The following is a 15,869-nucleotide window of genomic DNA, read 5'->3' as shown; positions in this document are numbered from 1 at the left end:
TGGGCGCTGACGGGATCGAACCGCCGACATTCTGCTTGTAAGGCAGACGCTCTACCAACTGAGCTAAGCGCCCTTAACGTCTTCATCGTTTGTGAGGTGCATTATAGAGAATCTTTAACAGGTGTCAAACGCTTTTCGACAACTTTTCAAAAAAATGCGAATGAATGATTAAAAATAAGTCATTATTAAGTAAAAAACAATTTTTTGTATTTTATTTAAGCACTTATTTTAATATTTTGATCATTCAGCTAATTAAATAAGAATTTTTAAAATCTTATTTTAGGTTAAAGATTGTTCAGACAAATAAACCAATGCATCTTCAGAGACTAAATCAAACAGTTCAATGATTTCTTCATTACGCATTCGAATACACCCATGAGACATTGGAACTCCCATCGGTTCTTTATCAGGTGTCCCATGAATATAGATATAACGTTGCATGGTATCGTGGCCATCGCCTTTATTGAAGCCTTCTTCTAAGCCATCTAACCAAAGAATGCGTGACAATATCCAATCTCGCTCAGGGAATTGTGCTGCAAGTTCATTACTATAGACCTCTCCTGTTGGCTTACGTGCAATAAAAACTGCATTTTGAGGAGATTGTGCGCCAATTTTTTTTGCAACCCTATGCCAGCCACGCGGAGTTTTTCCAGTATTTTCTTGTTCACCAATTCCATTCTTACCTGTAGAGACCACATAAAACTTATTTTGTTTAGGTAGGCTTAAAGTTTGATTTTCTAAATCAATGAGAATATCGGCATCTTCAAGTTTAAATTGGGACATGGAATTTCTTCTCTTAATTATATGAACTCAACTCTCTTTTGAGTTTTAATGAAAATTTATGGGAAAACTTGTATTGGACCAAAAATAAGAGATTATCAATCTTCTTTACTCTACGCGCAGTTTCACTGCTTGTCTTGCGCCAAAAATAAAAGATTATCAATCTTTTATTTTTGGCTCAGGACGTAACCATAACCAAACTGCAACGATGAACATGGTAGTATCAGTGAAAACTTTTACCCAAAACGGCGCTGAGGTAAATAGCATTAAAATACCACTTGCAGCCATCATAATGCTTGCAATCCACTTTGCCTTACGTGGTACTGTACCATTTGCTCGCCAGTCACGTAGGGTTGGCCCATATTTCGGATGATTTAACAACCATGCATCCATCTGAGGCCATCCCTTTGATGCGGCCCAAGCAGCCAGAATAAGAAACACTGTTGTAGGCATGCCTGGTAAAATTGCTCCGATAATACCAAGCGTGATAAAAATCACGACCAGCGTTCGCCAAAACAATGTTTGCATATAGAAACCTTAAGCTATTGTTGGTCATAGTATAAAGTGTTTTTCTGGTATTGTTTTGTTGATCAACCATGAAATTAGGATGAATTATTGCGAGTATTAAACATATGAATATTGCCTCAGTTCAAACATCCTATTTTGAGCCATGGTTGCAATTTAACCATCCAATGGTCAGACAATTAGCGTTTACGATTGCTAGTCCAAATCTACTTTCTCACCTTCCCCAAACTCTATCTATTCAACATAGTTTCCAATTACATACTGATCAGATTTGGGAACAACATTTTTACAACTATCTACCACGTTTAAAACAGCTCGATGAAGCACCTCAACCTTTACTTCAGTTTATGTCTCAACTTAAAAGCACACGTTTAGGTTTACGTTTTGAGAATTTACTTTGGTTTTGGTTACAAGAAGATAGTTATCATCCTTACCAATTATTGGGTCATAGTATTCAAAAAATTGATGGGGCAAGAACTTTAGGTGAGTTAGATTTTTTAATTTTAAATAAAGAAACTCAACAAATTGAACATTGGGAAGTCGCATTAAAATACTATCTAGGTGAAGCAAGTTTAGATTTAGAACAATGGATTGGATTGAATCGTCAGGATACTTTAAGCAAAAAACTTTATCATTTTACTAACAAACAATTTCAGTTCCCTGAAGCATTAAATTTTAAGATTCAACAACGTTTTGCTGTTTTAAAAGGACAGCTCTATCTTCCTTTACAATTAAATTTGCAACAATCATTACCAGACTGGATAAATTTAAAGCGTCGATTGGGATATTGGGGCACCAGCATTCCACACTCTTCTTTTTATCGATTGGAAAGACACGAATGGTTGTGTCCAAATAAACAACCTAGTTCGAATTCAGCACATTGGTGGACAGACGGTTTATATTGTAAAAATAGTGAAGAGGTTTTGTTTTATATGTTTAGACATCCTTCCTACTTAAACATCAAGCCTCACCTGCAAAAATTAAGCTAATTAACAATAAGTTTTAAGCTTCTAGAAACATTTTATAACGTTTTTACTATTAAACAGTCATGTTTCTTTTTCCGTTTGTTTTTTAATCTAAATTTACTTCATTATTAAATTTAAACGGAGAAAATGATGAAAAAAGTTTTAGCTGCGTCTGTAATGGTTGCTGTGATTTTAACAGGGTGTAATACGTTTAAAGGTTTTGGGCAAGATGTTTCTAAAGCAGGTGATGCTGTAACAAATACTGCTGAAAAAACACAAGATAAAATGTAAGTTAGAGTTATTACGTCAAAAACCTTATCGTTCCGATAAGGTTTTTTTATTTTTACGTACCCATCCCATAGAGATTCGCCTATTATATCGAACTATATTTCACCTGATCAGCACGCAATTTTCGGTATGAACCATTCAGACACTCTCTCGCTTAGCTTAGAACTGTTACAACAACCTTCTGTTACTCCTATTGATCATACATGCCAAACCATCATGGCAGACCGTTTAGCCAAAATTGGTTTTCATATTGAACCGATGCGTTTTGGTGACGTTGACAATCTTTGGGCACGTCGTGGAACTGAAGAACCTGTATTTTGTTTTGCCGGTCATACTGACGTAGTTCCGACAGGTAAGTTAGAAGCATGGAATTCAGATCCGTTTGCACCTGAAATTCGTGATGGAAAATTATATGGTCGTGGTTCGGCCGATATGAAAACAGCACTTGCAGCCATGGTCGTTGCATCTGAGCGTTTTGTCGCAAAACATCCTGATCATAAAGGTTCAATTGCTTTTTTAATTACTTCTGATGAAGAAGGCCCTGCTATTAACGGTACGGTTAAAGTGATTGAGACTCTTGAAAAACGTAACGAAAAGATGACATGGTGTTTGGTAGGCGAACCTTCAAGTACTCATAAATTGGGTGACATTGTTAAAAATGGTCGTCGTGGTTCACTCAATGCCGTATTAAAAGTTCAAGGTAAGCAAGGTCATGTGGCTTACCCACACTTAGCGCTTAATCCGATTCATGAAGCATCGCCAGCTTTAGCAGAACTATGCCAAACTGTTTGGGATAATGGAAATGAATATTTCCCAGCAACATCATTTCAGATTTCAAATATTCATGCTGGCACTGGCGCAACAAATGTCATTCCTGGCGCACTAGAAGTTACTTTTAACTTCCGTTATTCAACAGAAGTGACAGCAGAACAACTTAAACAACGTGTGCATGAGACTTTAGATAAACACGGTTTACAGTATGAAATCATCTGGAATCTTTCTGGTTTACCCTTCCTAACACCCGTGGGTGAACTCGTTAATGCAGCACAAACTGCTATTTTGAACGTCACGGGTACTGAAACTGAGCTTTCAACAAGTGGCGGTACTTCTGATGGCCGTTTTATTGCTCCAACAGGCGCACAGGTATTAGAGTTAGGTGTTCTAAACGCAACAATTCATCAAATTAACGAACACGTTGATGTACAAGACCTTGATCCACTAACTGATATTTATGAGCAAATTTTAGAAAATTTGTTAGCTAAGTAAAAGTTAAAATCTAATGAATTGAAAAAGCGCCCTTTTTGGGGCGCTTTTTGTCTTTAAGTTATCAGTACATTCTTTAAAAGCTTCAATGTGAATCAAATTCAAGAACTCATATAATTATATTTAATATCAATAATTTATATATCTTCTTTCGAATTTTTATCTATCCATTGCAATATAGTTGGCCAGACTTCTTTTGCAGCATTTTGGCTAAGTACAATTCGACTATGAGAATAATTTTCTAAGTTATTATTGGAATGACCAAATTCACGAAAAATATTATTTTCATTTTCAAAAGCTTGCAAATATTTATAGCATCCTTTAGTAGGGGCAATAAATTTATCACCAGCCCCACAAATAGAATATATTGGAACTCTAATAGAACTCATAAATTTTTTATAATCTATATCCTTAAATTCACTTATAAAATTTTCCTTTAAATTCCAATTAAACCATGGACGCATCGTGTAATAGGTTTCATTTATTCGCCCCAACTTAAATTTATTAGCAGGAATCTGACCTAGACCTTTTACAACTAATTTTGCAGAAAACAATTTAATAAAATCAAAGGAATTATTTACTGCTCCAAATGCTTGGCAAGCAATAAAAGTAATACTTTGAATGTTTTTTAAATATTCAGGATAATTAATTAAGAACATGGTTAAGCATAGCCCTCCACCACTGTGTGTTACACAGTGCAAGGAGGTTATATTAAAATGATGGTAAATATAATAAAATGCAGTTTTATATTCATATAATGCAACAGTTTCAAAATTAAATGGTATATCTGTTTTTGGGCTAGTACCATGCCCTCGCCACTCTAAAATAAAACAAATATAACCATGATTTGTCAAATAATCTGCAACGCCTATACAAACAGTTTTATCCGAAAATGCACCATGAGATAAGAAAATTGCTTCTTTTTTTATTGGAGAATTATTTCTTCTATAAACTTTCCATAAAGCAAATTCGCCATGATCATCTGTCTTTAAAATATGTAGTTCTCTATGAATTGACATTTATTTTTCTACTTTTGCAAATATTTTATTCTAGGTTATTTCGCTATGATTAATATAATAAAATTAGGCTCATTCTTTAACTATAACTTCAATTTATCTCCTTTTAAAATTTAGTATGAGACTTTATTAAAAGTAAATATTAGTAATTTCTTATATTTTAGCATTTGAAATACATATAAAATATAAATTTGCGATATAAATAAAGCAAGCACTTCAAGGATTTTTTAAACAAAAAAAATTTATATTCTATAAAAGAATTTCACCTATTTTTGATAAAAAAAGGAACTCAAAATGAGTTCCTTTTTTATAACTAAAGTGAGTTTTGGATATATTGTAAATTTGGAACGTGGAAACGTTGATTCTCCATACGCACATATTTAAATACACTAGGGTGCTGCAAAGAATCTTGTATATCATCATTCTCATCTACGACTTCAGAAATACGCAAACGAACTGAGACCGGCATCGATTTACATATGAGTGCAAACCGTTGACTAATATCTTCACTTTCAATTACTAATGCTACTGCTCGTAAATCAGTTTCATTATGAACCGAATAAACAGGAAGCTTTACATCATGCCATTCAATATACTTTATACCATTTTTAACATCCATAGCTGATAACACTATATTTTGTGGCAATAGCATTGGTACTTGCTGATCGCATTCAATAATATATGCATCAATAAAGCCTGTTGAAACAGTAATTAAATGCTGGAGTTCTTGCTGATCCATTTCATTAATTAAGGATGTACTTATATTACTTTTCATTATGCAAGTCCCCCTTCACATGTCATGAATAATGCATCAATATTGTGAAGTAAATCTTCTTCCTGGAAAGGTTTGCCCATGTATTGGTTAACGCCTAAAGTAAATGCTCGTTCACGGTGTTTTTCACCAGTTCTCGATGTAATCATAATCACTGGCATATTTTGATGGAGATCATGATGTCGAACGAGGTTGAGTACCTCAAAACCATCCATTCGTGGCATTTCGATATCAAGTAACATTAGATCTGGTTTAATATTTTCTAGCTGCTCGATCGCATCGATCCCATCTTTAGCTGTGACTACATCATAGCCCTGACGTTCGAGTAATCGAGACGTCACCTTACGTACTGTTACCGAGTCATCTACAATCATGATGAGACGTCGTTCATCAGACTCTCGTTGTCTATAAATAGCGTCATTAATCAGCTTATGTCGGCGACTAGCCTGAATTTGGCGAGCAATATTTTGTCCATCTAAAATTAGACAAACTTGACCATCACCTAGAATAGTTGCTCCTGCAATTGCACCAATACTAGAGAATTGTTGTCCAATTGGTTTGACCACAATTTGTGCGCGTGAGCCAATAAGCTGATCAACTAATAACGCAACCGTTTGTCCATTATTTGCTTTAATCATTAATACAGGTAATGAATACATCATTCCACTTAAACGTGGAATTGGCTGATTGCCAACGAACTCAGATAAGTAGCGTAATGGATAGTGTTTGTTTTCAAATTCAAAAAATTCTTGGGTACTTCCAAAATACTGCTCTAATGATGTCGGTGAAACTCGTACAATTCGATCAATCTGAGCTAATGGGATTGCAAATTGCTGATCAGCAACTTTAACCATTAAAGCATCACTGACAGCTACTGTAGTTGGAACACGTATGGTAAAGACAGTTCCCTGCCCATACACAGAGTCGACACTCACATGACCACCCAAGGCCTTAATATCACTTTGTACTACATCCAGTCCTACACCACGACCTGAAATCTGGGTGACTTGATCAGCTGTGCTTAAACCAGGGTGGAAAATTAACTGTAAAATATCGTGATGTTCTAATACTTGTTCAGCATTAATTAAACCAGACATTAAGGCCTTTTGACGGACCTTTTCAATATCAACCCCTCTTCCATCATCCTTAAATGTGACAACAACATCTGTACCTTGACGATGGATATTAAGTTCAATACGTCCAGTTTCCGGTTTTTGTGCTTGTTCACGTTGCACACGATCTTCTAAACCATGGTCAATTGCATTTCTAAGCATATGCTCAAGCGGTGTCACTAGGCGTTCTAAAATATTACGGTCTAACTCACCTTCTGTATTATTTACAAAAAGCTCTGCTGGTCGGTTCAACGCTGTAGATGTCTGACGAACAATTCGTTGTAATCGCGGTAGTAATCGAGAGAACGGTACTAATCGCGTTCGCATCAAACCTTCTTGAATTTCTGCTTGAATCCGCGACTGTTGTAAAAGTAGACTTTCTGTATCTCTGATCTTGTCAGATAATGTATTTTTAAAATCGACCAAATCCGATGCAGATTCAGCAAGAGATTTTGATAATTGATTTAAAGATGAATATTGGTCCATCTCTAAAGGGTCAAAATCACTATAACGTGAATGTTCAATGCCGTGTTTGGCAATAATCTGGGTTTCTAATTCACCTTCCATTCGACGTAACTGATCTGCAAGTCGTTGAATGGCCAATTCCATTTCCAAGAGCGTATGGCCAAACTGACCTAGATCCATTTCAATGCGCGAACGGTTAATCGAATTTTCACCAGATAAATCAATCATTTTCTCAATCAAATCTGCCGAAACACGGATCATTTCATTATTTTGATCAAGACGCTGTGTTTGCTCCCATGCTCCCATCATTGGTGGTGGCTCTGCACCATCACCTTGTACAAAACTCATTACAGGTTCAATACTAAATAGATCTGTGCTCGTCAGCTTACTCGGGATTTGAATTGCAGTTTCGATAAACTGAATATTTTCCAGACTTTGCTGTAAACTATCAAAGTGCTGATAATTTTGCTTAAAAATGGCTTCTTTTAGCCAAACAATCGCTCTCTCTAATAAGCTGTCATAAATATTTGAGCTGAAATGATGGAGTGCAAATTGCTCAAAAGCATTCTCGAGCTGATAAGCAATCGCTTGAACAGTTTCAAGTCCCAACATGCGGGAACCACCTTTCAAGCTGTGCACAGCCCTTTGTAGTTGAAGCAAAGTACTACGATTGGTACGCTGCTCAAACCACTGCTTTAATAATTGATCGGCCATTTCTAACAACTCGGCCGCTTCCTCCATAAATGTTTGCTCGACCACAGAGTTAATATTCTGGTCCTGGATACTCTCTATATATCTTGGGTCAGCCTCATAAACTTGTAATTCCGTATTCTCAACAATTTGCTCAAAATTAGAACTTAACTCGTCAATATTTAATGCATTATTATGTATAGTTTCTTGTTGCAATACTTCAAAGTTTAATTCAGATATAATAGATTGTTCAGAGTCTTCTGTTGTTTCTTTATTAGAATTAGAACTAAGTGAAGCATACACATTGCCTACGTTTTTAAGCGCTTGAATAGTATAAGAAGCTGCATAATCTAGGTGCTGTTTACGGACAACTTGAAGACGGTCAGCTAAATCATCTTGAACCAGACGAATAAAATCAATGAGAGCAGATGAGGCAATTAGCTGTCTCTGAATTAAGCGCTCATAAACACTTTCCAATTCATGTGCAATTAAACCGATATAAGTTGCTTGAATCATATTTGCCCCACCTTTTAAGGTATGCAAATAGCGCATCAAATTATTAAGAGCAGCAAAGTTCTCTTGATCATTAATCCAAATATTAAGATCTGTATCCATTCCTTCAAGCAACTCATCAGCTTCTTCAAGAAAAATGTCTAATAGATCGGGATCAAAATGTCGATTTACATGCTCAGTTAACATGAACTGTCGATCCATCTGCACACTCTGGCCTATAAGATCGTGATCAGTTAATTCATTTTCTGAACTCATCGGAGATTCATTCAATGAATGTTCTGCATCTGTATTAAACGATAGCTCAATAACTTTTTGCTGGCTTTCGAATGGTTCAAAATTAAGACTTGGAATATGTTGAGTATATAGCTTTAGCTCTTCCAAAACATTTTGGTGCTGCTCAATAATACTTACTCTCTGCCCCGCAGCTAAAGCATCAAATAACTGAATTAATTGTTGGTGGGCTTTTTGATAAATTTCAAAAACATAATCCGATTGCAATAAATCAGGTCGATCAAGCAATATGCCATAGCTGTCTTTTAACTGGTTAGTATATTCATATAAACCAATCATTGCCTGCGACTGAGTATGTTGCAACAATAAATCTGCTTGTTCACTTAAACGTTCGAGATAATGAGGGAACTCTGTACGTATTCCCTTCTCAAAATCTAATTCTGCATCAAGTAATTCGGAAACATCTAACTGTAATAACTGAGATACTAGGCCATGCGGAGGAGTGAGTGGGCTCGAATGCTCTCCACGCTGCTCCATATAAGCATCCCAAATCTGATTGAACTTTTGTAAATCAGATTCCAATTGCTCACTAGAACAATGTGAAGCCAATAGATCTAAACAATTTCGAATAAACTGTCGATAATCACGGAGCAGTAAAATCTCTTCTGAGTGAGAAGAGAGTTCTTCTTGTAATAGTATTTTAAATAGATGCTCAACTTTAGTACTGGCCTCAAAAATCGCATCAATCTGTGCCATTGCAGAGCTGCCACGTAACGTATGTAACGCACGTATTAAAGCATTATAACTTTCATGCTGATGTATTTCTTTTTCTAAAAACTGATCAATTGTCGCCAAATGCTCTTCCGCCTCTTCCATAAATAGAATTAGGGTTTCAGCAAGAGGCTGTTCATTTTCTACAAGCACTTCTGGAGTTTCACTACTTAAAGTGTCACTTAATTCTTGGTTTAAACTATTCGTTTCTAAACCAGTCGGAGTTTCAGCAGTAAGAGTACCCGACAACACTAAAAGCTCTTCCAATGCAGGCTCTAAACTTTGCTGTTGTTGTAATTGTTGTCCCAATAAAATAAGTGCTTTAAAATCTACAGCATGTTCTTTTTTAGATTTGAAATCATCTACTAACTTAAAGAAATAGAACTTAAATACCAACTGAACATATTGTTGGATGTCTGGAGTTAATCCAAGACTTTGATTGATTACCCGATTAAGTGTATCTTCTACAGTCCAAGCAAGCTCAGCAGAAGATTTGGCCCCAATCATTCGCCCCGAACCTTTCAATGTATGAAAATGGCGACGGATTTCAGTAAGCGTTGCAATATTTCCAGATTGCATCCATTCATGAATCAAAGATTGTAATTCAACAAAAATTTCTTCAATCTCTTCAACAAAGATATCTAGAAATTCATCATCTTGTTGAGAGTAGCTATCTTCCGGTAGCATCATTGCTTCAGTTAAAGTTTTTAGTATTTCTTTCATAGCAAAGGCTTCTTTTGCTTATCCCCTAAATGGAGAAAAACGACAGAGTCAACACCAGAAAAATAGCTATTTTCCCCAATATTTAACTGGTGCTGTTCATACTTTTTAAAAGAATAGCTATTACAGAAATAGCTATTCTTTTCCCCCAATTTAGTCAGGTAATTTAAAGTCAGTTACTGACTCACGTAGTGACTCCGACATATTCGCCAATTCCGATACGGAGCGAGCAGTATCAAAGGTTGCCGTTGTTGTTTGTGAAGTAATTTCTTGTACGACTGTCATGGTTGCGGCAATATGACTTGCAGATGCAGATTGAAGTTTTGCTGCATCAGAAATGCTGGCAATTAACTTTGCCAAATCACCAGATACTTTTTGAATTTCATCGAGTGCAATACCCGCATCTTTCGCCAAGTTAGCACCACGCACAACCTCTGTTGTCGTTTGCTCCATTGAAATAACAGCTTCGTTAGTATCCGTTTGAATCGTTTTAACGAGTGTCTCAATCTGTTTAGTCGCTGAAGCAGAACGTTCCGCAAGGCGTTGGACTTCGTCGGCAACCACGGCGAAACCACGACCTGCTTCACCAGCCATAGATGCTTGAATTGCAGCATTTAATGCAAGGATGTTTGTTTGGTCTGCAATATCGTTAATTAACGAGACAATGTTACCAATTTCTTGTGAAGACTCACCCAAACGTTTAATACGTTTAGAGGTTTCCTGAATCTGTTCACGAATGGTATCCATACCCTCAATAGAACGGTTTACTACTTGTGCACCATTGGATGCAATATATACCGAACGCTGTGCTACGCTAGCAGATTCAGACGCATTAGAGGATACTTGGTCAATAGACAATGCCATTTCATTCATTGCTGTTGATGCACCTGCAATTTCTTGTGCTTGGTGCTCAGATGCTTCTGCTAGCTGGTTAGTAATATTCTGAGTATTATGCGTATAACGAGCAACTTCTTGTGAAGTTTCATGAATTCGAGATACTAAGTCACGTAATTGGTCAATTGCGAAGTTAATAGAGTCGGCGATTGCCCCTGTAAAGTCTTCAGATACTGTTGCATATGAACGTAAGTCACCATCTGCAAGATCGGCAATTTCATCAAGTAAACGTAAGATCGCGTTCTGGTTACGGTCATATTCTTCTTGTAAGGTAGCTACACGTTGTTTATCTGCTTTACTACGAAGTGATAAAAGCTTTAAGACTGAACTAATTAATCCAAGAAGCGATAATGCAACAAGTGCACCCAAAGCAAAAGCCTTCCAGCCATAGTGTGTTTGCTCAGAAAGCTTACCTAATGCAGATAACATCTCATCAGATTGTGAGAAGATTTCACCCGATGACTGACGTACATTTACAATTTGATCTGTATGTTTGAGAACTGATGTCGCTGCAGATTTTAAAACTTTATCATACTCAGCTTTAATACCTTCCAAAGATTCTCGTATTTCTGGGGACTCAACTCTAGTAACTCCCAACTCAGCATTACCGTTTAGCTGAGCATTTAAATACACACCAAAAGTCTCGATATCGACACCAAAATCATGTGCTGAACTTTGAGAATCCTCTGTGCCAACCAAAACCGAATTAATAGATCGTAAAATACGTTCTGCAATAAATACCTGGTTTTTAGCAATCATTACCTGATTACTCGATACTTTTTCGCGAACCATCTTATCAACCATCAAGTTATACTCAGCCTGAATTTCAGGAATAGAGTCACTAATCGAGATATTCATGTTATATAACTGATTAATTACAGGCTGATGTGATGAGATCAAGTTAATGTCATAAGACAAAGCTTTCCACAAAACCGCAACTTTTTTATATTCTTTTGAAGATGTACCATGAATCTTTTCAATTTCTTGCATATTTTCTGCAAAAAGTTTTTCCGACTCAACTAACTCTTTCATGGCTTCAGGTGATCCAGAAGCTGTTGCTTCGGTAGCCTGTCTAGAAATCGTTTGTGACAATAAACGTAACTCACCCAAACTACGTGTTAATTGGTTATGTCGAGGCACGCTATAAAACAAATAGGCGAGCGAAGTTAAAGCAAATACTAAACATAACAACGCTACATAAAGGATAGGCTTGGACTTTTTACTTTCCCCAAACAAACTGGCATATTGCTCAATTTCTGACTGGATTTTTGCAATAAAATTGACTTTCGATTTTTCGTTTAGATCACGACTGCCACTTTTCTTTTTAAGTTTAAAGCCCATACAGCTTCTCCCCAGAAAAATATGCTATTTATTAACAGCATAAAAATTAGTTTATAAATTTTGTCGACGCATTCATATAATGTGGGTTTTGCAATAATCGACTAAATAAAAAGACATGCCAATGCTGATTATGCTGGTGAAAATACCCTTGGCAATATTCTTTTAGATTTTCCTCCAAGTTTAAACTTTGAGAAAAAAAGCTTTTCTTATTAAAGTGTTGAATCCCCAAAACCTGATCAACAACCAACCCCACATACTGGTCATGATGGCTAATACATAACACTTTTTGGGCAGACGAAAATGAACTTCGTTGCCCTGAAATAAAATGTGCCAAATCAGAAACTGAAAGTAATCTTCCTCGAATATTTGCTAATCCCTTCACCCAGCTTTGAGTATTAGGAACAGGTGTATATTTTGGTGGATAGATAACTTCTGAGACTTCCCCAAGTGGTGCGACGAAGTATTGCCCTCTCATTTCAAAAGCAATTCCTGACCACCGTTCTGCTTCATTTTGGACTGAAGCGTAATTCTTATTACCTCGTTTAGACAGACGAAGTAATTCGATAAATCCATTCGCGGCCATACTCGATCCTATATGACGGGTGTATCCCGTCATTTATGTTTTTATGGATGGATGAGTTAATTTAGAAATTGTTTAATTACATCAATCAATTGCTTTTCTTCGATCGGCTTAATCAGGTAATCGATTGCACCTTGACGTTTACCCCATACTCGGTCAGTTGCCTGATCTTTAGTACTCACAATCACAACAGGAATATGTTTAGTGTCTTCATCACGAGTAATCTGGCGTGTTGCCTGAAAACCATTTACACCTGGCATCACAACATCCATTAACACTAAGTCAGGTTGCTCTGCTTTTGCCAAGGTTACCCCATCTGCACCATTAGATGCTTCAAGTACGTCATAACCATGCTTGGTTAGAATTTCTTTAAAACGAAAAGTTTCTGTTGGTGAGTCATCAACAATAAGAATACGTGCCATTTCTTTGCCCTTAAATTACTTAATTATGAACTTACATGATTACGAATCGCATTTAGCAATTCATCTTTGCTAAAAGGTTTCGTCAAGTATTCATCTGAACCTACCACACGCCCTTTTGCCTGATCAAACAGACCATCTTTACTAGAGAGCATAATAACGGGAATGTTCTGATAATTTTGAGAGTTCTTAATCAGAGCACAAGTTTGATAACCATCTAAACGAGGCATCATGATATCCACAAAAACAATATCCGGATTTGCTTCTGCAATTTTAGACAAAGCTTCAAATCCATCCACAGCAGTAATTACTTCACAACCTTCACGTTGCAATAGTGTTTCTGCTGTACGGCGAATAGTTTTTGAGTCATCAATAACCATTACTTTCAGATTTTGGAACGTATCTTCCATTTAATCTTCCATCCCCATAACATAAAATATAAATGCAATTTAACTTAAATTTGTTTTTACACATTTATACGCATTTTTAACATAACTCACCTTCTATTTTCAATGAGGCATTTTTGTCTACTTTCTCATTTATAAACAATAACTTTTAACCTCATCACACTTTAATTAAAATTATCATTTTTTTTATAATGACTATATTTTTATTCAGCTAAATAATAATTAATATAATAAAGATTAATTATTTAAAAATAAGCGACTTAGCTATCTTTTTTGGGGATTTTCAATGACTGATAGGACGAAATATGCCTTTTATAGGAACTGCGTGTCTGTATCTATAGGCATTATTTCCTTCGGATCACTCTTTTTCTCACCTTCTAGTATGGCTGTTACCGATACTTCTAAAGCGGTCTGGTATCGTTATTATGATCAAAATGGTGTTGCCAATATCAGCACTTCAGTTACGCCAGCTCACATCCGTTATGGATATGAAGCTCTGGATCGCAATATGCAAGTGATAAAAAGAAACCACTCTTATAATGCTGAGGCAGATTTAAATCAATCAACTCAACGCGCATTATTAGCACAACATAAAGAACAAGATATCAAATTAAAAAAAGCTTATAGCAATAGTAAGACAGCTTCGATTAAAAGAGATCAGGCATTAGTGTCTATAAAAAAGCAAATTAATTATCAACAGGAACAACTTAACCAATTACAACAAGACAAAATTTTATTTAAGCGTCAGGAAATGGAGTATTTCAGGAAAGGAGAAATGATTCCTAAGCGTCATAAAGCATTGATTGAAAACAATCTAAATAATATTAATCGAGTTAAACAAACCATTGAAACACTTTCCAAGACCTATAGTCGAACTAATAATGAGTATGAAAATATTATCGAACGTTTAAAAAAGCTTGAATAACGGCAAAGGTTTATCAAGAATAGGGGCAAAATAAAATTTGAATTATAGGATGATGCTGTATGCACACAATGCATCTCACCCCTTCTACTTTTTTTAAACTGAGTATTATTAGTTTATGTTTAATTTTAGCTGCATGTAATCAACAAGAAACAACCAAAACTGCGGCCTCAGCTCCTACAAAAATTGAGCTTATTCCTCAAGACCTTATTGCAGTTAAAGAAGGAGCACTTGACTCCAAAACTGCATTTACAGGAACAATTCGTGCGGTTCAGCAAAGTTCCATTCAGGCACAAGTGAGTGCAACAGCGACGAATGTCACTGCCAATGTTGGTCAACAGGTACAAAAAGGTCAAGTGCTGGTGAGATTGAATAATCAGGACAATGTTGCACGTTTAGCACAAGCACGCGCCAACCTTGCATCAGCTCAGTCACAAGCTGAACTTGCACGTAATTTGATGAACCGAAAACAAAGATTATTTAATCAAGGTTTTATTGCTCGTGTCGAGTTTGAACAAAGTCAGGTTGACTACAAAGGCCAGCTTGAAAGCGTAAAAGCACAACAAGCAAATGTCGACATTGCTAAAAAAGCTGATCAGGACGGAATTATTATCAGTCCAATTTCAGGTGTGATTACTAAACGACAAGTAGAACCAGGTCAAACTGTTTCAGTTGGACAAACACTATTTGAAATCGTAAATCCAGATCAGCTTGAAATACAGGCCAAGTTGCCAATTGAACAGCAATCTGCGCTTAAGATAGGTAGTAACATTCAATATCAAATTCAGGGCAATTCAAAACAATTAAATGCAACGCTCACTCGCATTTCACCTGTTGCCGATCAAGACAGTCGACAAATTGAGTTTTTTGCTGCTCCTAAAGAAAAAATTGATTCATTAAGCATAGGAGCTTTCATTAATGGAAACATTCTGCACAACGACACTCATCAAGGCCAAACAATTCCTTTAGACAGCATTCAAAATATGCAACATGATCCATTTGTATGGGTGATACGCAATCACACCATTCAAAAAGTTAAAATTCGGGTGGTTGAACAGCTTTATAACGACAATATTGCTTTAGTCGAAGGTTTACAAAGCACAGATCTGGTTAGCCGTATTCAATTTGAAGATTCCGACATTAATAAAAAAGTGACGGTTACAACCGACAAAAATAAATAAGGTAGCAAATAGCG

At 36.2% G+C, this 15,869-nt stretch carries 14 protein-coding genes and 1 tRNA gene; 5 read left to right on the top strand and 10 right to left on the bottom strand.

All coding sequences use genetic code 11. From position 1 onward, the window contains the following. The 3 genes from KTJ10_RS14305 to KTJ10_RS14295 all read right to left on the bottom strand — a co-directional run bounded on the left by KTJ10_RS14305 (position 1) and on the right by KTJ10_RS14295 (position 1,308). A tRNA-Val gene (locus tag KTJ10_RS14305) sits at positions 1–73 on the bottom strand. Positions 74–279: 206 nt separating this feature from the next. Further along, a complete protein-coding gene (gene elsL, locus KTJ10_RS14300) occupies positions 280–783 on the bottom strand; it encodes a cell wall-recycling L,D-carboxypeptidase ElsL (RefSeq protein WP_086265170.1) in 504 nt (167 codons plus the stop codon). A 156-nt stretch (positions 784–939) separates the two neighbouring features. Then, positions 940–1,308 carry a YbaN family protein gene (locus KTJ10_RS14295; RefSeq protein WP_086265171.1) on the bottom strand — a complete coding sequence of 123 codons (369 nt, stop codon included), beginning with the start codon at positions 1,306–1,308 and terminating at the stop codon, positions 940–942. Positions 1,309–1,412: 104 nt separating this feature from the next. On the opposite strand from KTJ10_RS14295, the gene KTJ10_RS14290 reads away from it, so the two are divergent. The 3 genes from KTJ10_RS14290 (at position 1,413) to dapE (ending at position 3,824) form a co-directional block, all read left to right on the top strand. After that, on the top strand, positions 1,413–2,294 hold the full coding sequence (locus KTJ10_RS14290; RefSeq protein WP_262442277.1) for a DUF1853 family protein: 882 nt from the start codon (positions 1,413–1,415) through the stop codon (positions 2,292–2,294). A 123-nt stretch (positions 2,295–2,417) separates the two neighbouring features. Next, positions 2,418–2,561, top strand: a complete 144-nt coding sequence (locus KTJ10_RS14285; protein WP_014207555.1) for an entericidin A/B family lipoprotein — start codon at positions 2,418–2,420, stop codon at positions 2,559–2,561. Positions 2,562–2,687: 126 nt separating this feature from the next. Further along, the gene (dapE, locus tag KTJ10_RS14280) at positions 2,688–3,824 is read left to right on the top strand and encodes a succinyl-diaminopimelate desuccinylase (RefSeq protein ID WP_262442276.1); all 1,137 of its coding nucleotides are present in this window, start codon (positions 2,688–2,690) and stop codon (positions 3,822–3,824) included. A 134-nt stretch (positions 3,825–3,958) separates the two neighbouring features. Here dapE and KTJ10_RS14275 read toward each other — a convergent pair whose 3' ends face one another. The 7 genes from KTJ10_RS14275 to pilG all read right to left on the bottom strand — a co-directional run bounded on the left by KTJ10_RS14275 (position 3,959) and on the right by pilG (position 13,755). Continuing rightward, positions 3,959–4,840 (bottom strand): alpha/beta hydrolase, encoded by an 882-nt coding sequence (locus KTJ10_RS14275; protein ID WP_262442275.1) that lies wholly within the window; start codon positions 4,838–4,840, stop codon positions 3,959–3,961. A gap of 310 nt (positions 4,841–5,150) precedes the next feature. Next, a complete protein-coding gene (locus tag KTJ10_RS14270) occupies positions 5,151–5,612 on the bottom strand; it encodes a hypothetical protein (RefSeq protein ID WP_199992958.1) in 462 nt (153 codons plus the stop codon). Then, positions 5,612–10,114 carry a hybrid sensor histidine kinase/response regulator gene (locus KTJ10_RS14265; RefSeq protein ID WP_262442274.1) on the bottom strand — a complete coding sequence of 1,501 codons (4,503 nt, stop codon included), beginning with the start codon at positions 10,112–10,114 and terminating at the stop codon, positions 5,612–5,614. The genes KTJ10_RS14270 and KTJ10_RS14265 overlap by 1 nt, the downstream gene beginning before the upstream one ends. A gap of 150 nt (positions 10,115–10,264) precedes the next feature. Then, the gene (locus KTJ10_RS14260; RefSeq protein WP_199977939.1) at positions 10,265–12,346 is read right to left on the bottom strand and encodes a methyl-accepting chemotaxis protein; all 2,082 of its coding nucleotides are present in this window, start codon (positions 12,344–12,346) and stop codon (positions 10,265–10,267) included. A gap of 46 nt (positions 12,347–12,392) precedes the next feature. Then, positions 12,393–12,929: a chemotaxis protein CheW gene (locus KTJ10_RS14255; RefSeq protein ID WP_199977940.1), complete on the bottom strand. Its 537-nt coding sequence runs from the start codon at positions 12,927–12,929 to the stop codon at positions 12,393–12,395. 56 nt (positions 12,930–12,985) lie between these two features. Next, positions 12,986–13,348 (bottom strand): PleD family two-component system response regulator, encoded by a 363-nt coding sequence (locus tag KTJ10_RS14250; RefSeq protein ID WP_000101096.1) that lies wholly within the window; start codon positions 13,346–13,348, stop codon positions 12,986–12,988. Between the two features lie 23 nt (positions 13,349–13,371). Continuing rightward, the gene (gene pilG, locus KTJ10_RS14245; protein ID WP_086265179.1) at positions 13,372–13,755 is read right to left on the bottom strand and encodes a twitching motility response regulator PilG; all 384 of its coding nucleotides are present in this window, start codon (positions 13,753–13,755) and stop codon (positions 13,372–13,374) included. A gap of 283 nt (positions 13,756–14,038) precedes the next feature. Between pilG and KTJ10_RS14240 the strand changes: the two genes are divergently transcribed. Together KTJ10_RS14240 and KTJ10_RS14235 are read left to right on the top strand one after the other, a co-directional pair. Further along, positions 14,039–14,677 carry a hypothetical protein gene (locus KTJ10_RS14240; RefSeq protein WP_199977942.1) on the top strand — a complete coding sequence of 213 codons (639 nt, stop codon included), beginning with the start codon at positions 14,039–14,041 and terminating at the stop codon, positions 14,675–14,677. Between the two features lie 68 nt (positions 14,678–14,745). Continuing rightward, on the top strand, positions 14,746–15,855 hold the full coding sequence (locus KTJ10_RS14235) for an efflux RND transporter periplasmic adaptor subunit (RefSeq protein WP_262442283.1): 1,110 nt from the start codon (positions 14,746–14,748) through the stop codon (positions 15,853–15,855). Positions 15,856–15,869: the final 14 nt, after the last annotated feature.

The sequence above is a fragment of the Acinetobacter sp. WU_MDCI_Abxc222 genome (assembly GCF_025514755.1).
Classification (GTDB): domain Bacteria; phylum Pseudomonadota; class Gammaproteobacteria; order Pseudomonadales; family Moraxellaceae; genus Acinetobacter; species Acinetobacter geminorum.
The sequence above is the reverse complement of the archived record's forward strand: the minus strand, read 5'-3'. Positions and strand labels throughout refer to the sequence as shown.